Source organism: Limosilactobacillus reuteri (assembly GCF_002254085.1).
GTDB lineage: Bacteria > Bacillota > Bacilli > Lactobacillales > Lactobacillaceae > Limosilactobacillus > Limosilactobacillus reuteri_K.
In genome coordinates this window covers 1-22,686 of the sequence record NZ_NGPY01000008.1, presented here as the reverse complement: position 1 = coordinate 22,686, position 22,686 = coordinate 1, and the positions used below count along the sequence as shown (strand labels likewise).

The window sequence follows — 22,686 nt, the reverse complement described above, 5'->3', positions numbered from 1 at the left end:
GAATTAAGGAGTGAAAATATGGGACTAAGAGAGAAATTAGCCGAACTTCGTGAAGAAGGATTGCAAGATATTAAACAATCAGAGGATTTAAAACGAATTAATGAAATCCGCGTAAAGATGCTGGGAAAGAAAGGCCCTATTACGTCAGTTCTTCGAGGCATGCGTGACCTCAGCGCTGAAGAACGGCCTAAAGTAGGGCAATTTGCTAACAAGGTGCGGGATGAATTATCAGCTGCGATTGAAGAAAAGCGTGCTGAGCTAGAACAAGCCGCTATGAACGCTAAGTTGGCAGCTCAAACAATTGATATTACTCTTCCTGGAACACCAGTAGCACAAGGACAACCTCATGTTATTCAACAAATCATTGACCAAGTTGTGGACTTGTTTGTATCAATGGGGTATGAAGTAGCAGTTGGGGATGAAGTTGAACAAGAAGTTTATAACTTTGAAAAGCTTAACTTGCCAAAAGATCACCCCGCTCGTGACATGCAAGATACCTTTTATGTTACGCCATCTGTTTTGATGCGGACACAAACGTCACCAATGCAAGCACGGATGCTCGAAAAGCATGATTTTAGTCAAGGACCACTAAAGATGATTTCACCAGGTAAGGTTTACCGGCGTGATACTGATGATGCAACTCACAGTCACCAATTCCACCAAATTGAAGGAATGGTTGTTGGTAAAAATATTACGATGGCCGATTTGAAAGGAACTCTTGAAGCAGTTGCTCAAAACCTTTTTGGTGACAAGTTAAAGGTCCGCTTGCGGCCAAGTTACTTCCCATTTACTGAACCATCAGTTGAAGCAGATATTACTTGTTTCAACTGTCTTGGCAAGGGTTGTGCAATTTGTAAACAAACTGGTTGGATTGAAGTTCTTGGTGCCGGAATGGTTCATCCAAATGTGCTTAAGATGTCAGGTGTTGATCCAGAAGAATACGGTGGTTTTGCCTTTGGACTTGGACCAGATCGTTTTGCCATGCTGAAGTACGGCGTTGATGATATCCGTAACTTCTATCAAAATGGTGTCCGCTTCCTTAACCAATTTGACCAGAAAGGATAATGTGAAATGAAAGTATCATATCAATGGCTTCAAGAATACCTTGATTTAGATGTTGCCCCTCAAGATTTAGCTGAAAAGATTGCTCGTACCTCGGTTGACATTAATGACGTTTATTCATTAAGCGACGGATTAAAGAAGATTGTTGTTGGGGAAGTAGTAAAATGTGAAAATCACCCTGACTCAGACCATCTTCATGTTTGTCAAGTTGATGTTGGTGAAGAAGAACCGATCCAGATTGTTTGTGGTGCCCCGAACGTTCAAGAAGGTAAAAAGGTAATCGTTGCCCTTCATGGTGCGCGAATTGCTGACAACCAAAAGATTAAGCGTGGTAAGATCCGCGGTGTTGAATCAAATGGAATGCTTTGTGCCCTTCAAGAAATTGGCTTCAGCGATAAGATTGCCCCTAAAGACTACGAAGATGGTATCTACTTCTTACCAGATGATGCTAAAACTGGTGATCCCGTATTTAAGTACTTAGGAATGGACGACACGATCATTGATACAGACGTAACTCCTAACCGTGGGGATATGCTTAGTATTTATGGAAATGTTAATGATATCGCAGCCTTTTACGGATTAAAGTCACATTTTAAAGAAGTTGCAATTAAAGAAGAAGGAGCTGAAAAGACAGCGGACCTTCTTCAAGCAGAGATTGCGGATACTAAGATTGCCCCAACTTATAAATTACGGGTAATTAAAGGTGTTAAAATTGCCGAAAGTCCACTATGGCTTCAAATTCGCCTCTGGAACAGTGGTATTCGTCCTGTAAATAATGTTGTGGATGTGACTAACTATATCCTTCTTAAATATGGTCAGCCACTCCACAGTTATGATTATGATCAATTATCTGGCAACAACTTTGGGGTTCGTCATGCTAATGAAGGTGAAAAGTTTGTTACATTAGATGGGGATGAACAAACCTTAAAAGCAAATGATATTGTTGTAACTGTCGATGACCAACCAGTTGCTCTTGCGGGAACAATGGGTGGAGAAGGAACTGCAGTAAGTGATGATACGACAACTGTTGCCCTTGAAGCAGCCATTTTTGATCCAGTAATGGTCCGGAAGCAAGCACGGCGCTTAGATCTTCATAGTGAATCTTCAATGCGGTTTGAACGTGGAATCAATCCAGCAACAGTTGAAACGGCATTGAATGAAGCAGCTGAAATGATTAAGGAACTTGCTGGTGGCACGATTACAGCAGGAATTGTTACTGGTAGTGAAGCGCCAGCAGTTGATACGCCAATCAAACTATCCCTTACAAAGATTAATCATGTCCTGGGCACTTCATTAACCATGGAACAAGTTACTGATATTTTTGATCGCTTGGCATTTGCTTACACTGTTGATGGTGACGATCAATTAACAGTGATTGCCCCAGCACGGCGGTGGGATATTAGCCTTGCAGCTGATCTTTATGAAGAAATTGCGCGGATTTACGGTTATGATAACTTACCATCTACTTTACCAACGATGACACGTAACCGGGGAGGACTTACGCCACGTCAACGGTTTATTCGGGCAAGTCGTCATGACCTCGAAGGAATGGGCTTAACCCAAGCAATTAGCTATTCCTTAACAACTGTTGAGAAGGCTAAGCAGTTCCAAATTAAGCCACTTACTGAACCAATGAAACTTGATTTCCCAATGAGTTCTGATCATGTCGCTACCCGGATGAATATTATTAGCGGCTTGCTTAATGATATTGCTTATAACGTGGCGCGAAATGTTGATAACGTAGCGCTATATGAAGAAGGTCGGGTCTTCTTGCCAATGGGGGATGAACGTCCGGTAGAACAAGAACACCTTGCAGCTGCGGTTACTGGTCAAATGGTAGCTAATAGTTGGAATAAGAAAGATCAACCGGTTGATTTCTTCCAACTAAAGGGGATCGTTGAACGTTACCTTAAGAATATGGGGATTGCTGGTAAGGTTGCTTATGTTCCAACTAGTGATCGACCAGAAATGCATCCAGGACGAACCGCTGATATTATGGTTGATGACCAATTAGTTGGCTTTATTGGTCAAGTTCATCCACAAACTGCTAAGGAATATAAGATTCCCGAAACATACGTATTTGAATTAAATCTCGAATTATTACTGACTGCACCAAAGATTGAAAATGAATATACACCTATTAGTAAGTATCCTTCAATCACTCGCGATATTGCCCTCTTGGTTGATGATGAGGTTGAAAATGCAACGATTGTCGAGGCTATTAAGCAAAAGGGTGGTGCTTACCTTAAAGATATTCACTTATTTGATGTTTATGCTGGTTCGCACCTTCCTGCCGGTAAGAAGTCATTAGCTTACACCTTAACTTATCAAGATGATAAAGGAACATTGACTGAAGACCAAGTAAACGCGGCCTTTGATAAAGTTACTGCTTACTTGCAAGATAAGGTTGATGCAGAAATTCGTTAAAAATTAAAAGGCTGGATTTTTTCGGCCTTTTTTTAGTGCAAATAATTATTTTTTACGTATTTATATTATAGGGCCAATCACTAAAGTAATAATTAGTGGTTGAAGGGCTAAAAATTTTCTGCTATTTTATTAATAGTTTGATAATAAAATAATGATATTTAATATAAAGAGGGATAAACGAAATAATGAAATCAACAACAAAGAAAATTCTTGCATCGTCGTTAGGGGTAGCTGGCGCAATGGCAATGGGCACGGTAACTGCTAAGGCTGATACAACTGTTACCGTCAATGCTGGCGATAGTTTAAACGGGATTGCTCAAAAGTATAATGTTAGTGCGGATGATATTGCAACCGCTAATCATCTGCAAAATAAAGAATTGATTTTTGCCGGACAAAAGCTGATAATTCCAACCAAGGATAAAAATGAAACACCTGCTAATAACACTGTGAAAAAGGATCAAGCTAATAAGAACAGTCAAAGTCTACAAGATTCTGTTAACAAGGCAATGTCTTATTTAGGAACTCCGTATGTTTGGGGTGGTAATAAGCCAGGTGGATTTGATTGTTCTGGTTTGGTTCAATATTGCTACAGTATTCCTCAACGAACGACGTATGAACAACAAGCTTTAGGACCACATATTCACGATAATGTCTTAAACGCGCCATACGGGGCCCTCGTTTTTTATGGTTCTGATGATGCGCCATACCACGTCGCTATTTCACTAGGGGACGGTCGGATTATTCAAGCTCCAAATGAAAATGAAACAGTTAAAATTACTGACCAACAATACTTCCCTGGAAATTACTATGTTGTTATGCATTAATATTCACTTTTTACCTCGCCTTTAATAATTTAAATTAGTAATTATCTTGCGCATCACAAAAGAGTGCTATATACTATTTCAGATTAGAAAGTTTAATGAGGGAGACAAATTGATGAGTATTCAACAGAATAAGCGTCCAGTAGTTATTGGTGTTACAGGTGGTTCCGGTAGTGGAAAGACAACGGTAAGTAATAAAATCTATGACCAATTGCATGGGCAAGCGATCCAGATTATTAACCAAGATACTTACTATAATGATCAGTCAGATATGACAATGGATGAACGTAAAGCAGTAAATTATGATCATCCGCTTGCATTTGATACAGATTTTTTGATTAAACAGCTAACGGATTTGCGGAGTAATAAGGCTATTGAGATGCCGGTGTACGACTATACACAATATACGCGTTCAAACAAAACCGTTCATGTAGAACCAACTGATGTCATCATTTTGGAAGGGATCTTAATTCTTGATGATGAACGTCTACGGGATTTAATGGATATTAAGGTTTACGTTGATACAGATGATGATATCCGGATTATTCGTCGTATTCAACGTGATATGGTAGAGCGTGGGCGGTCTCTTGACTCAATTATTACTCAGTACCTGGCTACGGTAAAACCAATGTACCATCAATTTGTTGAACCGACTAAACGCTACGCTGACATTATTGTGCCAGAAGGTGGCGAAAACCAAGTTGCAATCGACCTATTATCGACAAAAATCCGCGATATTTTAGTGAAACGTGGACATACGGAATTACAATAGGTATTTACAAGCTAAAGTAGAAATGGTAATGTTGCACTGGATAAATTATGAGGAGTGTTTATAATGGCTGAAGAAAAAACTTTTCCAATGACCCTTGAAGGGAAGAAAAAGCTTGAAGATGAACTTGAAGAATATCGCTTGAAGCGTCGACCAGAAGTTATTAAGCGGATAAAGATTGCTCGTAGTTATGGTGATTTATCTGAAAACTCAGAATATGAATCAGCAAAAGATGAACAAGCAATGGTTGAAAGCCGGATTGCTCAAATTGAAAATATGCTTCAATATGCTGAAATTATCGATAATGAGGATGTTGATAAGGATGAAGTATCTATGGGGCGGACAATTACTATTCAAGAATTGCCAGATGAAGAACCAGAAGAATACCAAATTGTCGGTGAATCAGAATCTGATCCATTTAACGGTAAGATTTCTAATGAATCTCCAATGGCAAAAGGATTACTTGGTCACAAAGTTGGCGAAGTAGTTGAAGTTGAAGTTCCTAATGGGACAATCAAGCTAAAGATTGTCAAGGTTGATTAATTAAAATAAGAAAAGCGAGGTCGAGGAATGTGGTGAATTCCTCAATCTCGCTTTTCATATTGGTATTATCTTTCTCCTATGCTATAGTAAAGTGTATGAAAGCGATATCAACAAACGTAGGAGGGAAGAAAAATGAAATTGATTATTACTGATGCTGCCAGTCAATGGTTTCGTGACGAAATGGGACTAAAACCAGGGAATGGAATAAAGTTTTACGGTAAAACTTATGGCCAAACTGAAGTCCATCATGGCTTTTCACAAGGATTTACTCGTGAAGATAAACCAGTTGAGCCGATTTTAGAGGTAAAAAAGGATGGTATTAATTACCACATTGATTCACTAGATGAATGGTTTTTTAAGGACCTTATCACTACTGTTGACTATGATTCGCAAGCAGACGGACCAGTATTTCATTTTCAACATGAAGATGGCGATATACCTGACGTAGCTGGATTTGTTAATGACGCTGATGATCATTCCGATAATAAGGCTGATGCCTCTACTGGAGCATCGCAGCATTAATTTTTATATAGTGAAAAAGCTCTTTAGCATGTACTATCCAATGATAGTATGCTAAAGAGCTTTATTGCTAGTCAAACCTTTATTTCTAATCAAAAATTGTCTTTATTTGATGTTCTTTCTTAACCCACCACCCAGTTAAGCTGAGACTTAGAACTGTAATTATAAGTCCAAGAATGAGGAATGGTGGTCGGTAATAAAATTCAACCCGATGCTTTCCGGGACTCATTGGGATAGCCATAAACGTATTAAGCACGGTCTGGGGAGTAGTAGACTTACCATCTACCTTAACATGCCAGCCTTTAGCAGCAGGAATAGTGGTCATCAATACTCGTTGATTACGCTGGAGATTGACTGTTCCAACTATCCGATTACTACGGTATGAACTAATCTTTAATGGTGAGGCTTGAAGAGTCTTGAAACTTGCCATGAATGGTCGTTGCTTTAATTGATAGATACTAACATTTTGCATCCACAGCGTTGCTTTCTTTAGTTGCAAATTAACGATGATTTTTTGTCCTTTTTGGTCATGGGCAACGTTGATCACCACTGTATTACGGAAAGTATCATATTGGGTGAACTTCTTATTATTCATCGTAATTGTAGCATTGTCCTCAACATTTGGTCCGAGTGTTAAGTAGTAAGAGTCATTAGTTGCCGGAATAAATTCTAACTGAACGGAGGCGGGTTTAAGCAAGTTCTGCTTCCTAAAAATTGTGCCAGTAATTTGCTTAGCACTTTGAACATTATTGAATTTGACGGAATTAAAGTTTTGAACGGCAAATAATGAATGAAATGTTGGGCGTCCGGCAAGTGTTTGGAAGATCTGTGACTGATAATTTAACGGATCCATTGTCGTCCGTTGAAGGTGGAGGATGGCGGCATTAGCTCCAAAGGCAATTGGAAGGGCATGTGGATTCTCACGGAGATTGACTGCCGAAGTTGATCCTACTAATGGATAACTATACCAATCGGGACGAAAACCTGATAGGGGTAATGCCTGGCCAGCAGAAGTGTTCCGAGCGTTCATCGTGTATTTGTAACCAAGAAGCGCATCACTCACTTGGGTTCCATTAGTATAAGTAACAAAACCATCCCCGTCTGGCTGTCCAATTGCACCCATGAAGGCCGGAATTGGTGGCTCTAGGGTCGAACCAAAATGGTCACCAGAATTAAAGTCTGCTTGGAAGGGGTCATCCTTCGTTCGCATAAAAGTTTTGGTAACGCGGTAGAAACCCGGGTCATGTTTCTTTAGTTTTTCAACACTTTTATCAAGAGCAATAGTGTAGTTACCAAATTCAGGCTGTGAAACGTAAGAGATCTTGTTAAGCGCCGTGTAACCACTCATAGAAATATCACAGACAGCAAGGAGAACAAGAAGCGCATCGTATAAGCGCGGTGAATTTGTTCGGGGAATACAAAGACAGCTAACGGCGATCAGCGCAAAGCATAAGCCAATATTGCGTTGGTTGCTATTAATGTACGATAAGTTAAGCGTACCAACATACCAGTAAATTGCGATAATAAGCAGCGTCAGGATCATTGCACTGCGCTTTTTTATCTTGAAATCAGGTTGGAGTACTTTAGCAGCAAGATAGATGCACCAGAAAGAAAAGAGGTATGAGAAACGATAAGGGTACCAAACTGGAAACTGTCCGGCATGCCATAAAAGATCTAGTGGTTCGTAACAGAATGAGAAAATAAAGAAGATTGAAATGGCTGCCCCAATCAAACGACGACGAAGGTCAAAGCGATTATTGAAAAAGTAGATACAAGCGCCGAGCATTAATAACATTCCAATATAAATATTAGGCTGACCACTTGGCATTTGATTAAAATTAAATGATCCAGGAACAAGCTTTCCAAGCATTTTAGGCGCAAAGTACTCAAAACGGCTGTGAATCTTGGTTTCAGTATACGTTCCCTTACTTTGCATTAAGGCATAGAAAGTTGGCAATAAAATGACTGCTGAGATGCCCGCCGCAAGCAGCGAACTGCCGAGATAGTGGAGAAAAATTACTCCCCGTTGTCGCCATGACGCCAACGCTGGTGTTTGCCAAAGGAAGAATAGGAAAGTAAAGATGGCAATCATCCAGCCCATGTAATAATTATCAATCAACATTACGGCTAGCCAAGAGATATAAGTTCCAACACGATTTTGATAAATAAGTTTGAGGAGTCCCCAAATAATTAACGGCAAAAGTATTAAAGCATCTTGCCAAATCATATTTAATTGGTTGGCAATCATCCAACCATTCATTGAGTAAACGGTACTGAAGGCTAAAATCCGCCACCCCTGTTGTAGCTCAGTTTTTTGCATTAACCAAGCAAAACTCAAGCCTGCCAGACCATAGCGGACAAGCGTTACGATGGTTATCCCGCTTGCAAGGTGTTGGGCGGGGAAAAATAACAAAATTAAGTTTAATGGACTTAGCAAGTAATATGCATTAGTTCCAAACATTTCGCCACCCAGCCCTTTGCTAAACGAATAAAAGAAACTGCTGGGATGGTGGAGAATAGTATTTCGAAGGTAACTGAAAAAATCGGCATATTGTTGACCGAGATCAACGGTTAATAAGCTGCTTTTGCCAAAGGGAGTCATTTGACGGTATGCAAAATAGCAAGCCATCAAAATAACTGGTAACAGGAAACTTGTAATCAAAATTTTGCGTCGATATAAACGATGATGTTGATATAAAAACACAGCAAAATTCTCCTTCTCTCAATTAAATAGACACATCCACATTATCATATCCTTTTTGAAAATGATATTCATTACTATTGTTCATTAAATTTCATTAAATCATTGGAATAAATTCTTCATTTCTTATAAAATAAAGAGTATTATTTTCACGTTAGTAGTGGTAACTATCTGTTAAAGCAGGTAATTTTTGTTAAAATAGATTCACTATGATGAAGGAGAATTATAAAACTGTGAAATTCTTTGATCGAATAATGAACTTATTTGGTTCACGTACCAAAAAGCATCAAAATGCGCAGTCAATTATTCCATTCCGGCTGAACATGCTACTATGGATTGTTGGTATCTTGTTATTAGCGTTAACTATTCGACTGTTTTATCTTCAAGTTCTGCAAGGAACATCATTTAAAGCGGAAGTAAAGCGATCAGATACAACAACGCAGACGAATAACGTACAACGGGGGATGATTTATGATTCACAAGGAAACGTTCTTGTTGGTAATCAGACTCATCAAGCCATTACCTATACTAAAGGGGCCAATGTAACGACTGATCAGCTCTATCAGATTGCTAATCGTTTAGGAAAATATGTTTCTGTTTCTAACAAGAATTCGCGTTTAACTGATCGAAATGAAGAGGATTATTACCTTGCTGATAAAGAGCGGCTTAAGAGTGTTTTAAAACATGTCAAGACTTCAGATGCAGATTCTGAAGATACTAAATATGATAAAGCTCTCGAATATTTGAGCAAGCATCCTGATTCATGGGAGCTTACAGATCAGCAAAAGAATAATGCCCGAATTTATGCGGCAATGAGTGGAGCATATTCCCTTTCGACAACTTATATTAAAGAAACGGGTGTTAGTGCTAAAGAGCTTGCAGCAGTTGGGGAACACCTGAATGAAATGCCGGGGGTAAAGATCGGCACGTCTTGGACTCGTAATTACCCACAAGGCACAGATATTCAATCGTTAACAGGAACTGTCTCAACTACTGGTTTACCAAGTGATGAAGTTAATTCACTACTTGCTCAAGGATATTCTCGAAATGATAGCGTTGGACAGAGTTATCTTGAAAAGCAGTTCCAATCAACCTTAGCCGGGTCGAAGTCACAAACTGAAGTTACTACTAACGGAAATGATGTAACTAAAGAAAAGACTAAATACCCTGGTAAGAAGGGTGATAACCTTGTATTGACGATTAATTCAAAGTTCCAAAAGCAAGTTCAATCGATTTTGAAAAACAATTACTCAGCTGCCGGAAACCAGTACTCTACTGGGGTATATGCAGTAGTAATGAATCCAAATACCGGTGCAATTTATGCGATGGCTGGAATTGATCGTGACCCAGAAACAGGTAAAGAAACCCCTGATGAAATTGGTGCTATCAACCACCCAATTACGATGGGTTCCGTTGTAAAGCCGGCGATGGTCATGGGAGCATTAATGGATGGCGTAATTACGCCAACAAATAATACCTTAACCGATATGCCAATTAAGCTTGCTGGAACTTCATCTAAGGGATCATGGTTTAACCATGGCGGCTCAGCAAATATGGCAATTAATGCGGCAACGGCCCTTGAAGTTTCTTCCAACTCCTATATGATGCAACTACTCATGAAAGAAGCAGGAATGAAATATACACCTAATGCGCAAATTACGATGAAACCAAGCATTTTTGCTAAAGCGCGGGGTTACTTTAACATGTTTGGACTAGGGGTTAAAACTGGAATCGACTTACCTGGTGAAACAAGCGGTTATACCGGACCTGCTGACCAAAAGCATATCGGTTCAGCCCTTGACTTGTCATACGGTAACTATGATGGTTATACTTTGATTCAACTTGCTCAATATATGTCGACGATTGCTAACGGTGGTAACCGGATGCGCCCATACATTGTTAAAGAAATCCGTGGTACAAAATCTAATGGTCAACTTGGGGCTGTCGAATATACAACTAAACCACAAGTTCAATTGACCATTCCTGCTTCTAAAGCTGACTTTGATGTTGTTAAGCAAGGACTTTATCAAGTGGTTCATGGTTCTAACCGTTATGTTACTGGTAAAGCATTGGCATCTGTTAAACCATCCGTATCTGGTAAGACGGGGACTGCCGAAACCTACTACAAGTCGCATTCAACGACCACTTTAAGTTTTGCGGGTTATGCGCCATCTGATAATCCACAAGTCGTAGTTGCATTGGCTATTCCAGGAGCTTCAAATTCCGATGGTGGGGCTAACCTTACAATGGCAAAACAAATTTTTGAAGCCTACTGGAAGACTGTTCAGAGTCCCAAAGGTTTTGGTGACTAGCTAAACTGTCAAGGAAATTTCCTTAACAAACTTTGATAAATTACTAGCCAAATAGAAGAATAAATGATATAGTTGTACAAGTTAGGGTTACGATAAATAACCACGTTAAATAAAAGAAATAGTTTGGAGGTCAAAATAATGCGTGTCAACATTACACTTGAATGTACTTCATGCCACGAACGGACTTACTTAACTAGCAAGAACCGTCGTCACAACCCAGATCGTCTTGAATTAAACAAGTACTGTCCACGGGAACAAAAGGTTACATTACATCGGGAAACTAAGTAATGACCATATAAAGGAGCTGGGAGACCGGCTCTTTTTATTTATTTTTATAAAAAAACGCTTGCATAAATTCACTCAAGCGGTGATAATAAAATCTGATACCGTTTGTTACTTCACTATAAAGGAGCGGTCATAACATAATGGCTTATTCAAAGGAAGAGTTACGACAAGCATATATTGCGCGCCTTCAACAATTAGATTTAAATACCCGTCTTTACGAAGAGCGAAAATTAGCATCTTTGCTATATGATCAACCTGAATGGACAGGGGCTAAGACAATTGCTGTTACTTTAAGTCAATCTTTTGAAATTGATACTGCACCTATTATCCTTCATGCGCGTCATAAGGGCCAACAGATTGTTGTTCCACGGACGTTGCCACATCGTCAAATGGAATTTGTTGAATTAAATGAAGATACCGATTTCGACGAGACGTCTTTTGGTATTTTAGAGCCACATGATGGCAAAGTTTATTCTCCAGATGAGATTGATTTGATGGTTGTTCCTGGAGTAGCCTTTACCGCATCTGGTAACAGGTTGGGCTTTGGTGGCGGTTATTATGATCGTTACCTAAAAAACTATAAGGGTCCTAAAGTTTCAATGGCATTGACAACGCAACTGGCTGAAGAAAACGAATGGGAACCAGAAGAATTCGATCAGCAGATAGATAAAGTGTTGTATTTACCGGAGATATAGAAGATGCGGACGCAGGGACTAAGATTAGCGCCCGTGACGCTTACCTTAATAATCTTTCAGGTATTAGTTTATTGCTGGTTAGTTTATGCAGGTGGCTCAACTAATACAGTAACCCTCCTTAACATGGGGGCTCGTAGTACGCCCTTAATCAGGGAAGGTGAATGGTGGCGCTTAGTATCACCTGTGTTCCTTCATGTTGGTTTATCACACTTAGTAGTCAATAGCGTTACGCTTTTATATATTGGCCGTTATATTGAAGAATTTTTCGGTCATTGGCGAATGGTAGTCATATACTTTGTCAGTGCGCTTTTTGGTAACTTTACCAGCGCGGTCTTCATGCCATTGACAATTTCAGCTGGTGCTAGTACTGCTATTTTTGGATTATTTGGCGCATTTTTAATGTTAGGCGTTTGTTTTCGCCATAACGTTATTGTTCGCGTCTTAAGTCGTACTTTTTTGTTATTTGTTATTATTAATATTGTGATGGATTTTTTCCTGTCAGGCATTGACTTGGTAGGACACATTGGCGGCCTATTTGGTGGCTTTTTCATTGCATTTATTGTTGGTGCTCCCATGCTAGGAACTGTTGATCACCTGAAACAGTTTTTAAGTGGAGCTGTATTAACGGTAAGTTTGGTAATTTTGACTCTAGAATTGAAGTGATAATTTATGGCGATCGCATCAAGAAACTACCGCACATTATACGATGTTCAGCAACTGTTGAAAGAATTCAATGTGTTTGTATATGTTGGTAAGCGACTGTATGATATTGAGTTAATGGCCATTGAGCTTGATAACCTCTATCAATCAGGAGTTGTAGATAATTCAACTTATACAAAAGCAAAGATTGTTTTGCGTAAAGAACATCGTGAAGAACAAACGAGAATTAAAAGGGGTAAACTGTATTAAACCTTACCCAGGAAAGGAATCATTATGGCTAAGAAATTAATTGGTGTTGACCTTGGTGGTACTACTATCAAGTTTGCAATTTTAACGGAGAACGGTGAGATTCAACAAAAGTGGTCTTTACGGACTAACATTTTGGATGATGGTTCACACATTGTGCCAGACATCATTAACTCAATTAATCACCACCTTGATTTATACAAAATGTCTCGAGACCAATTTATTGGAATCGGAATGGGAACTCCCGGAACAATTGACCGTGAAAAGGGAACTGTTATTGGTGCCTATAACTTAAACTGGAAGACAACGCAAAATGTTAAAGAAGACATTGAACAAGGCACTGGGATGCAATTTGCTCTTGATAACGATGCTAACGTTGCCGCACTTGGTGAACGTTGGAAGGGTGCTGGTAATGAAGGTGACGATGTTGCATTTATTACTTTAGGTACCGGTGTTGGTGGTGGACTTATCTCCAATGGTAAGCTTATCCACGGTGTCGTTGGTGCCGGTGGTGAAGTTGGTCACATGATTGTTAAGCCAGATGGATACCTTTGTACTTGTGGAAACCATGGATGTCTTGAACAATATGCATCTGCTACTGGAATTGTTCATATCGCTCAAGATAAAGCGGAAGAATATGAAGGTAACAGTCGTTTGAAGGCAATGATCGATAACGGTGACGAAATTACAGCTAAGATTGTCTTTGACCTTGCTAAGGAAAATGACTACCTTGCTAACACTGTTGTTGATGAAGTTTGCTTCTACCTTGGTTTGGCAACTGCCAACTTAAGTAACGCATTGAACCCTGAATACCTTGTTATCGGTGGTGGAGTTTCCGCAGCTGGTGAATTCCTTTTGAAGCGGGTAAAGCAAAACTTTGAAAAATTTGCCTTCCCAACAGTTCGGACTTCAACTCAATTGAAGTTAGCTGAATTAGGTAATGATGCTGGTGTTATCGGTGCTGCTTCATTAGCTCGTCAGTTTGTAAACGCAGATTAATTTGTAAGGGGAAATGATCGTGGTACTTGGAGTTAGCTCTGGCTTGATGATTCTTAATGCAGTCATTATAATCATCTTGTTAGTATGGATTTTTAGCTGGGCATTTCAGACTTACCGTCGAAAGAGATATGCAACTGTCCTTAGTCAAGATGACTTTAAGCAAGGAATGCGAAAAGCACAGGTTATTGACTTGCGACAAGAAAATGACTTTAAACAAGGACATATTCTTGGTGCACGTAACTTGCCTTATCCGTATCTTCGTCAACAATATGGCGAGTTGCGGAAGGACTTGCCGGTTTACTTATATGATGAAGGAATGACATTGAGTACCCAGGCCGCTGCATTTTTAGGTAAGCATGGGTATAACCACCTTTATATCTTAAAAGATGGTTATCGTGCATGGGACGGTAAGACTAAAAAGTCCAAGTATTAAGAAAAGTATCTTACATGCTTTTTATCGGGATGGTTGAGGATTCTAAACAATCATTTGTTAATGTTTGGAATCTAGCCTCTTGTAAAATTTAACCAATAAAAAAGAGGCTGAGAGAAAACTATGTTTTCTTCCAGCCTCAACTATTTTCGCGAACAATAGTAAGAAAACGTGGAACTAGCTTTGCATCACCACAAAGCTAGTTTCCACTCCTTATTTTTGAATCTTAAAGGAAATTAAAGTTGGTGTGCTGAGCGGCCCTTACGGATAGCAGCGCGACGGTTTTGATCAAACTTTTCTTCTTCTTCTTCAGCTGGTTTAATAACAGTTTTATGGAAAGTAAGAACCCCGCTAGCGATGGCAGCAACTGTTGCTAAACTACCAACTAAAATACCCTTTGCTAATTGTTTCATAACATAAAACCTCCTCGAATTTCTAGGTTACCTCCATTATGCAAGAATTAATGGCGTTTTACCAGTGAGAAGGACAAGTTTTAGTATAAAATTTATAAAAATTGGAGAGTTAGGATGAATAAAGTAATTGCAATTGTCGGCCCAACCGCTGTAGGAAAAACTGCGCTATCAATAAAACTGGCACATGAATTTGACGGAGAAGTAATTTCTGGTGATTCGATGCAAGTTTATCGCCATCTTGATATTGGAACGGCAAAAGTTACTCCTGAGGAAATGGGGGATGTACCGCACCATCTCATTGATATCTGCAATATTGAAGAGCGTTTTTCTGCCGCCCGTTTTAAAAAACTTGCAGACAAAAAAATAGACGAAATAGCTCAACGTAATCATTTGCCGATCATTGCGGGCGGAACTGGATTTTATCTTCAAACCTTAACTGATAATCTAGCATTGGGAAGTGACCAGTTTGATCAACAAACGCTTGAAATTCGTAACCACTGGAAAAAAGTTGCTGAAGAAAAGGGAGCCGAGTATGTCTGGGAACAATTAAACAAGTTGGATCCAGTGGCCAGCGCTCGGATCCCCAAGTCTAATATTCGCCGGGTTATCCGTGCTTTAGAGGTAATTCAAAAAACAGGTCAATTATTTTCTAACCAACCACAGTTCAAAGCAACAAATGATTTCCTCTTAATTGGCTTGACTACTGATCGCCCTGTTTTATATGACCGGATCAATAAGCGAGTTGATTTGATGATTCAAAACGGCTTGTTAGAAGAAGCAAAATGGTTATTTGATCAAGGAGGGGAAGATCTGCCAGCTGGTAAGGGAATTGGGTACCATGAATTATTTCCTTATTTTCGTGGCGAGATTAGCCTTAATGAGGCGGTTGAAAAAATTAAGCAGGATTCTCGCCATTATGCTAAGCGTCAATTAACGTGGTTTAGAAATAAGGCTGATACTCACTGGTTTGATATTTTGCGTCATCCCAATGATATTAATCAAATTAAGCAATTTATAAATGATTGGTTAAAAAAATAAAGTACGGTGAGGCAGATTTTTTTAATTAAAATAAAGCTCTTAAATAGAATTGACTTATGGCCTGTCTATTGTTATTCTAAGTCACAGTGTTAAGGAGAGAAGCAGATTTTAGATGGATTGGTATGGTCATCTATTTTTGTGGAGATTGTATGAAAGGGAATGAAATTTTATGGGTAAACACGTATTTACAAAAGATGAAGTTCGCCAAATGGTAAAGGATGAAGATATCCATTTCTTACGGGTTATGTTTACTGACTTATTAGGAACGATTAAGAGCGTTGACTTACCAGTTAGTCAGTTAGATAAATTGATGGATAACAAAATTATGTTTGATGGTTCTTCAATTGATGGATTTGTTCGGATTGAAGAAAGTGATATGTATCTTTATCCAGATATGTCCACTTGGCTTGCATTCCCTTGGGGTGCTGAACACGGTAAGGTTGCGCGGGTAATCTGCAGTGTTTACAAGACTGATGGCACTCCATTTGAAGGTGACCCACGTAACAACTTAAAGCGGGTGCTTGAAGACATGCGGAAGATGGGCTTTAAAGACTTTAACATTGGGCCTGAACCAGAATTCTTCCTCTTTAAGACTGATGAAAAGGGTAATCCAACTACCAATCTTAATGATAAGGAAAATTACTTTGACATGGAACCAGCAGATCCTGGTGAAGATTGCCGTCGTGATATCGTCTTAGCACTTGAAAAGATGGGCTTCGATGTTGAAGCAGCTCACCATGAAGTTGCTCCTGGTCAGCATGAAGTTGACTTTAAGTACTCAGATGCTTTAGAAGCGGCTGATAATATTCAAACATTTAAGTTCGTTGTTAAAACAATTGCTAAGAAGTATGGTTTCCATGCCACCTTTATGCCTAAGCCACTTTCTGGGATTAACGGTTCAGGAATGCACCTCAACATGTCATTGTTTAGTCAAGATGGTAGCAATGCTTTCTTTGATGAAAATGATAAAGACAAGCTTTCCGCAACGGCTTACCATTTCTTGGGTGGTTTGATGAAGCATGCACGAAGCTATACTGCAATTTGCAATCCAATCGTTAACTCCTATAAGCGTTTAGTTCCTGGCTATGAAGCACCAGTTTATGTTGCTTGGTCAACTTCTAACCGGTCACCACTTGTACGAATTCCAAGTGATCGCGGAATGGGAACACGGCTTGAGTTACGGTCAGCGGATCCATCAGCTAACCCTTACCTTGCAATCGCTGCTGTCCTTGAAGCTGGTTTAGATGGTTTGCGCAACAACTTACCACCAATTCATAATGTTGATGAAAATATCTATACGATGACGAAAGCCGAACGAGCTGAAAAAGATATTCGCGATTTGCCAGATACTTTACACAACGCATTAAAGTCTTTGGCTAATGATGAAGTTATCAAGGGTTCAATGGGTGAACACCTCTACAACAGCTTTATGGAAGCTAAGACTCGTGAATATGCCTCATATCGCCAACACGTTTCTGACTGGGAACGTCAACATTACATGGAACAATACTAATCAATAACAATAAGTTAATAAACAACGAAAAAACACTTATGCAGGATTACTTGCTAAGTGTTTTTCATGCGAAATCGACTAGTTAATTGACAAATATGCTGTTTCATATACAATTATATTTGTTGCAATAAAAGCGTGTTATTATAATATGTGTAGTACGTTTTTAAGGACTGCTAGTTGATCTAGCAACCAATTTTAAATCGGAATTATATTTTCGATTAGTTACTAAAGGAGAGTCTTAGATCATGGATCAAAAGGTCAGAGTTCGGTATGCACCTAGCCCAACAGGTTTCTTACATATCGGAAATGCTCAATCAGCATTATTTAATTATTTATTTGCACGTCACTTCGATGGAACGATGGTATTACGGATTGAAGATACCGATACCAAGCGGAACGTTGAAGATGGTGAAGCTAGCCAACGTGAAAATCTTCACTGGTTAGGAATTGACTGGGATGAAGGTCCAAATAAGCCAAATCCAAAGTATGCCCCTTACCGTCAAAGTGAACGAAGCAAAGAAGGTATTTACCACAAATACATTCAAGAATTGTTAGACAAGGGAATTGCATACAAGGATTACTCAACAGAGGAAGAGTTAGCTGAGATGCGTGAACGGCAAAAAGCTAACAATGAACCGCCTCATTACGATGGTCGTTGGTATGGTAAGAGTGAAGAAGAACAAAAGGCAGCTGAAGCAAAGGGCTTAAAGCCAACTATTCGTTTCCACTTCCCTAAAGACCATGATTACGAATGGGACGATATTGCACGTGGTCATGTTTCATTTAACTCTGACAACCTTGGTGGTGACTTCATCATTGAAAAGAGTGATGGAATGCCAACATATAACTTTGCTGTCGTAGTTGATGACCACACCATGGATATTACCCATGTTTTACGTGGTGCGGATCACATTTCAAACACGCCAAAGCAAATTGCTATTTATGAAGCATTAGGTTGGGATCACCCAACTTTCTGCCACATTCCATTGATCTTTAACCCAAAGACTCGCAAGAAGTTAAGTAAGCGTGATAAGGATACCCTTCAATTCATTAGTGAATACAAGAAACACGGTTACCTCCACGAAGCAATCTTTAACTTTATTGCATTCTTAGGTTGGTCTCCAGTCGGCGAACGTGAAATTTACTCTAAAGAAGAGTTAATTAAGGTTTACGATCCAAAGCGGATGTCAAAGGCACCAGCTTACTTCGATCAAAAGAAACTTGATTGGATGAATGCTCAATACATTAAGAGTATGTCGATTGATGAATTAACTAATCGGACAATGGAATTAATTAAAGAAGGCGAAACTGAAGAAGCTAAGCGCCTTCAAAGTATTCCAGAAGAACAATTGACTGAATTACTTAAGAAGACAATTAAGGTTCACCAACGGGATGTTAATAAGCTTCTTGAAGTTATTCAATATGCATGGTCATACTATACAGTTCTTGACCAATCATTCAACTATGACTTGCTTAAGGACAACGAAGACTTCGCTAATGAAGATGTTTTAGCTGTTCTCAAGGGCTTAAAGGCAAAACTTGAAAACGGCGGCGATGACCTTGATTACAGTCAGGCTATTAAGGAAGTAGGTAAGGACACTGGCATTAAGGGTCGCGGTTTATACTTCCCATTAAACCTTGCCTTTACTGGTTCAACTTCTGCGCCACAAATCTATGAGATCATGGATATCTATTTTCGTGATACAGATATTGAATTGCTTGACCGGATGATCAAAGCATTTGAAAACTAATTTTATCAAGTTGAGCATAGGACAACAGTTAATCGATGTTGTTCTATGCTTTTTCTTTTAAACTGTCATATAATTAAGATATGCAGTTAGTAAAAAAGGGGATCTTAAGTAAAATGGTTGAAATGAGTGAACACATGCGGAAGATCTTAAATGATGTTCCAACGTTAAAAGTATTTGATTTTTCCCAATACGTTTCAAAAATTCCAGGAATTATTAAGTTTACAATTGGTGAACCCGATTTTGATACACCAGAATATATCAAAAAGGCCGGAATTGAGAGCATTGAAAACAATCGCACTCACTATGCTCCCCAACGTGGAACAGTAGAATTGCGTCAAGCGATTGCTGATACGTTGGCTAATAAATATGGCCTTCAATATGATCCTGCAACAGAGATTCTTGTTACAAACGGAGTAACGGAGGGGATTTCTGTTGCAATTACTGCAATTACTAATCCCGGAGATATAATTTTAGTTCCAACGCCTACTTTTTCAATCTACACGCCTGATGTAATGATTGCTGGAGGGACGCCAGTAGAAGTAGATACATCTAAGACTGGTTTTAAACTAACGCCCGCCCTTCTTAAACATTATCTAGATAAATATGGTGATCGAGTAAAGGGAGTTGTTTTCGTCAATCCTTCTAACCCGACTGGAATTGCTTATACTCAAGCGGAAATAAATGAATTAGCAGCCTTAATTAAAGGTAAGCCAATCTTTGCAATCTGTGATGAAATTTATAGTGAACTAAACTATGACGGTGAATACTCAAGCATGGCTAAAATCGTGCCAGACCAGACAATCTTAGCAAATGGATTTTCTAAGTCCTATGCAATGACTGGTTGGCGAATTGGCTACCTTTGTGCACCAGCTAAAGTGACCGATCTGCTGTTTAAGGTTCATGCATTTGCCGTAACGGATATCGCGACATTTGTTCAGGATGCTGCAGAGGCCGCTCTAAAGGCTGGGGATGAAGCAACAAAGGAAATGGATGCTCAATATATCAAACGGCGTGACTATATGTATAAGTGGCTTACAGAGATGGGCTTTGAATGTAGTCAACCAATGGGTGCATTTTATATTTTTGCCAAGATTCCGTCATTCCTTAATCAGGATGATAATAAGTTAATTTATCAACTTGCCAATGAAGCCAAGGTTGCTGTAACAGCTGGATCAAACTTTGGTAAGGGTGGAGAAGGATACCTTCGCTTTAGTTATGCTACAAGTCTTGAGCAGATTAAAGAGGGGATGGACCGTCTCGCAGAGTTTTGTAAGCAAGCAAAAAATAATGCCTAAAAGAAAAGAGACAGCGGTGTTAATACATCTCTGTCTCTTTAAATATATAAGTGAATTGCTTCAAAAGAGTTATTCGCTCAGTTTCTTGGCGTCAGCATCAATCTTTGCAAAACCAGAACCATCTGGCTTCTTGCTGCCACGCTTTTCCATAGCTTTACGAGCCATTTCCTTACGTTCTTGCTTACTAAGTGCCATAAATAACTTCGCCTCTTTTTCTGAAACGCTTCAACAATAACAGTTATTAACAAAAATAAAATAACTGTTACTAATATTATAGTTCAGTCTATAAAAAATGCAATTATCATAATTGTATACAGGAAAACTTCTAGAAAGATATTGACTTATGTAGCGTCTGTTGTTAGTATAATTAAAAATAAATTAAAATTACGTTAGAAAAGATGAGTAATTATTTTACGACCAATACAGAGAGCCATAGGAGCTGAGAAATGGCAGGAAACGAAATAATGAAGATGGTCTTTGGTTAATTGAGAGGATGAACTTAGTTTAAAAGCAAATTCTCTACGGGGTAGCAGCCGTTATCTATGCTTCTAATTTCAAGCTGAGATTAGAATTGAGGGTACTTTTGTACTGAAGACAGGGTGGTAACACGTTATTAACGTCCCTAAGAACATGATTGAGTTGTTCTTAGGGACGTTTTTCTTTTCTGGCAAAGGAGGAAGAAAATGAAACGCAAGAGAAGAACAGGATCAATTATTTTTAGTATTTTAGTAATTATTGTGGTGGTTGGGATTGGTAGTATTATTCACCAACGCTTGGATAAAACTTCAACCAAAACTGTTCGTTTAGGCTTAGTAGGAACAGATTCGGAACCAGTCTGGGATAATGTTCGTAAAAGATTGAAGAAACAAGGAATCAATATTGAGTATGTTGTTTTCGATGATTATGTTCAACCAGACGTTGCGTTAAAGGAAGGTAAAATTGACATGCACTCATGTTTAACGCGTTATTATTTTGAATCATATAATAAAGAGCAAAACGCACATTTAACATCAATTGGAAATACTGTGATTTCACCATTAGGAGTCTATTCCCAAAAGTATCAAAAAATTCAAGATCTTCCTGAGGAGGCAACAATTGCAATTCCTAATGAACCAACAACGCTTGGACGAGGTTTGAATGTCTTGCAGTCGGCTGGCTTGATAAAAGTAAAGAAAGGAAGTGGAATTAAGCCATCTTTAAAAGATATTGTAAGTAATCCTAAACATTTACAATTTAAGGAGGTCGATCCTGCAACGACCGCGCGAGCATTAAGTTCGGTTGATGCCTCAATTATCAATGGAAATTATGCAGTAGCAGCAAAGTTGAATCCGAAGAAGGATTCAATCTATCTTGAACCAGTTAATAAAGCTGCAAAACCATATGTTAATATTATTGCGGTTCAAGAAAAGAATAAGGATAATAAAGTATATAAGGAAATTGTAAAAGCATATCAGACGGAGCAAACTGAAAAAGCTATTAACAAGACATATAAGGGTGCACAAGAAGCAGCATGGCCAATCTATGGTCGTAATTAAGAAAGGATGTAATAATATGAGTTTAGACACAGCGATATTTGCCGGCGGATGCTTTTGGTGCATGGTTGAATAAATATATTGAGAATGGCGCTATATTAGTAATAACACGTTGTTAAACACCTTATTTTAATTTCATGGGAAACTTATGGGAAAATTTTATTTATCTAAAGAAGAGATATTTTTGTGAATAATAGTAATTTATAAAATAAAAAGCGCCAATAAAAATCGTATTTAATTAGATGTTTAATAATGCTTACTAGGCACAATGAGAATCAGTACACACCAATGCAAGGAAGTTACCTCCAAGCTTGCCCTAAAGATTGATCAAGTCTTAACCATGCACCATAATTTGTTTATGTTATAATATAAGTATTAAATTATGATGCCAGTGTGCAAAATAATCTCAGTTTGTTACTTAAATCGGACCGGTTGGGGGGCGCTTAATAGGCGCTCTTTTTGTATCTAAAAAGTAGTGAATATGTTATTCAGTTTCTGCGTTCCTGCTAGAATAAACTAATAGGAAAAATTTTGCTATGTTTACTTTCGGCAGATTGTAAAATTTAAGTTGAACATTTAAGTGGACAGAAAAACCCATCAAGGTCTTTAATGGTGTTACCACAACATTCCATTAGAAAGAAGGACCTTAATGGGCACCACTATTTTATCATTCCA

The 22,686-nt window shown here is 38.8% G+C and carries 21 protein-coding genes; 18 read left to right on the top strand and 3 right to left on the bottom strand.

What is annotated here, in order from left to right; genetic code table 11:
- Positions 1-18 precede the first annotated feature (18 nt).
- The 6 genes from pheS to CBG10_RS01935 all read left to right on the top strand — a co-directional run bounded on the left by pheS (position 19) and on the right by CBG10_RS01935 (position 6,144).
- Positions 19-1,065 (top strand): phenylalanine--tRNA ligase subunit alpha, encoded by a 1,047-nt coding sequence (gene pheS, locus CBG10_RS01960; protein WP_094511478.1) that lies wholly within the window; start codon positions 19-21, stop codon positions 1,063-1,065.
- A gap of 6 nt (positions 1,066-1,071) precedes the next feature.
- On the top strand, positions 1,072-3,489 hold the full coding sequence (gene pheT, locus CBG10_RS01955) for a phenylalanine--tRNA ligase subunit beta (protein WP_094511476.1): 2,418 nt from the start codon (positions 1,072-1,074) through the stop codon (positions 3,487-3,489).
- A 185-nt stretch (positions 3,490-3,674) separates the two neighbouring features.
- Positions 3,675-4,313 (top strand): C40 family peptidase, encoded by a 639-nt coding sequence (locus CBG10_RS01950; RefSeq protein ID WP_094511475.1) that lies wholly within the window; start codon positions 3,675-3,677, stop codon positions 4,311-4,313.
- A gap of 112 nt (positions 4,314-4,425) precedes the next feature.
- Complete coding sequence (gene udk / locus CBG10_RS01945; RefSeq protein WP_003664073.1) at positions 4,426-5,082, top strand: uridine kinase; 657 nt, start codon at positions 4,426-4,428, stop codon at positions 5,080-5,082.
- A gap of 63 nt (positions 5,083-5,145) precedes the next feature.
- A complete protein-coding gene (gene greA / locus CBG10_RS01940) occupies positions 5,146-5,622 on the top strand; it encodes a transcription elongation factor GreA (protein ID WP_003664064.1) in 477 nt (158 codons plus the stop codon).
- A 132-nt stretch (positions 5,623-5,754) separates the two neighbouring features.
- Positions 5,755-6,144, top strand: coding sequence for a HesB/YadR/YfhF family protein (locus CBG10_RS01935; RefSeq protein ID WP_094509331.1), 390 nt, complete (start codon positions 5,755-5,757; stop codon positions 6,142-6,144).
- A gap of 85 nt (positions 6,145-6,229) precedes the next feature.
- On the opposite strand, the gene CBG10_RS01930 is transcribed toward CBG10_RS01935, so the two are convergent.
- Positions 6,230-8,845 carry a YfhO family protein gene (locus tag CBG10_RS01930; RefSeq protein WP_094511473.1) on the bottom strand — a complete coding sequence of 872 codons (2,616 nt, stop codon included), beginning with the start codon at positions 8,843-8,845 and terminating at the stop codon, positions 6,230-6,232.
- A 209-nt stretch (positions 8,846-9,054) separates the two neighbouring features.
- Between CBG10_RS01930 and CBG10_RS01925 the strand changes: the two genes are divergently transcribed.
- The 7 genes from CBG10_RS01925 (at position 9,055) to CBG10_RS01895 (ending at position 14,472) form a co-directional block, all read left to right on the top strand.
- On the top strand, positions 9,055-11,154 hold the full coding sequence (locus CBG10_RS01925; protein WP_094502416.1) for a peptidoglycan D,D-transpeptidase FtsI family protein: 2,100 nt from the start codon (positions 9,055-9,057) through the stop codon (positions 11,152-11,154).
- Between the two features lie 138 nt (positions 11,155-11,292).
- Positions 11,293-11,442, top strand: coding sequence for a 50S ribosomal protein L33 (gene rpmG / locus CBG10_RS01920; RefSeq protein ID WP_003664049.1), 150 nt, complete (start codon positions 11,293-11,295; stop codon positions 11,440-11,442).
- 137 nt (positions 11,443-11,579) lie between these two features.
- On the top strand, positions 11,580-12,134 hold the full coding sequence (locus CBG10_RS01915) for a 5-formyltetrahydrofolate cyclo-ligase (RefSeq protein WP_094502417.1): 555 nt from the start codon (positions 11,580-11,582) through the stop codon (positions 12,132-12,134).
- A gap of 3 nt (positions 12,135-12,137) precedes the next feature.
- Complete coding sequence (locus tag CBG10_RS01910; protein ID WP_094502418.1) at positions 12,138-12,797, top strand: rhomboid family intramembrane serine protease; 660 nt, start codon at positions 12,138-12,140, stop codon at positions 12,795-12,797.
- Between the two features lie 6 nt (positions 12,798-12,803).
- On the top strand, positions 12,804-13,043 hold the full coding sequence (locus CBG10_RS01905; protein WP_003668441.1) for a YqgQ family protein: 240 nt from the start codon (positions 12,804-12,806) through the stop codon (positions 13,041-13,043).
- A gap of 24 nt (positions 13,044-13,067) precedes the next feature.
- The gene (locus CBG10_RS01900; RefSeq protein WP_003668439.1) at positions 13,068-14,039 is read left to right on the top strand and encodes an ROK family glucokinase; all 972 of its coding nucleotides are present in this window, start codon (positions 13,068-13,070) and stop codon (positions 14,037-14,039) included.
- 13 nt (positions 14,040-14,052) lie between these two features.
- A complete protein-coding gene (locus CBG10_RS01895; RefSeq protein ID WP_003672480.1) occupies positions 14,053-14,472 on the top strand; it encodes a rhodanese-like domain-containing protein in 420 nt (139 codons plus the stop codon).
- 233 nt (positions 14,473-14,705) lie between these two features.
- Here the strand turns inward: CBG10_RS01895 and CBG10_RS01890 are convergent, their stop codons facing one another.
- Positions 14,706-14,882: a DUF3042 family protein gene (locus CBG10_RS01890; protein WP_003664039.1), complete on the bottom strand. Its 177-nt coding sequence runs from the start codon at positions 14,880-14,882 to the stop codon at positions 14,706-14,708.
- Between the two features lie 114 nt (positions 14,883-14,996).
- On the opposite strand from CBG10_RS01890, the gene miaA reads away from it, so the two are divergent.
- From miaA to CBG10_RS01870, 4 genes are all read left to right on the top strand, one after another.
- On the top strand, positions 14,997-15,920 hold the full coding sequence (gene miaA / locus CBG10_RS01885) for a tRNA (adenosine(37)-N6)-dimethylallyltransferase MiaA (protein WP_094509327.1): 924 nt from the start codon (positions 14,997-14,999) through the stop codon (positions 15,918-15,920).
- Between the two features lie 169 nt (positions 15,921-16,089).
- Positions 16,090-17,433 (top strand): type I glutamate--ammonia ligase, encoded by a 1,344-nt coding sequence (glnA, locus tag CBG10_RS01880; protein WP_019252486.1) that lies wholly within the window; start codon positions 16,090-16,092, stop codon positions 17,431-17,433.
- A gap of 245 nt (positions 17,434-17,678) precedes the next feature.
- Positions 17,679-19,184, top strand: a complete 1,506-nt coding sequence (gene gltX, locus CBG10_RS01875; RefSeq protein ID WP_094511472.1) for a glutamate--tRNA ligase — start codon at positions 17,679-17,681, stop codon at positions 19,182-19,184.
- Between the two features lie 113 nt (positions 19,185-19,297).
- Positions 19,298-20,479, top strand: coding sequence for an aminotransferase class I/II-fold pyridoxal phosphate-dependent enzyme (locus CBG10_RS01870; protein ID WP_094511470.1), 1,182 nt, complete (start codon positions 19,298-19,300; stop codon positions 20,477-20,479).
- Positions 20,480-20,548: 69 nt separating this feature from the next.
- Here CBG10_RS01870 and CBG10_RS11670 read toward each other — a convergent pair whose 3' ends face one another.
- The gene (locus CBG10_RS11670; RefSeq protein WP_003664033.1) at positions 20,549-20,674 is read right to left on the bottom strand and encodes a hypothetical protein; all 126 of its coding nucleotides are present in this window, start codon (positions 20,672-20,674) and stop codon (positions 20,549-20,551) included.
- Positions 20,675-21,162: 488 nt separating this feature from the next.
- On the opposite strand from CBG10_RS11670, the gene CBG10_RS01865 reads away from it, so the two are divergent.
- The gene (locus CBG10_RS01865; RefSeq protein WP_094502465.1) at positions 21,163-22,014 is read left to right on the top strand and encodes a MetQ/NlpA family ABC transporter substrate-binding protein; all 852 of its coding nucleotides are present in this window, start codon (positions 21,163-21,165) and stop codon (positions 22,012-22,014) included.
- Positions 22,015-22,686 lie beyond the last annotated feature (672 nt).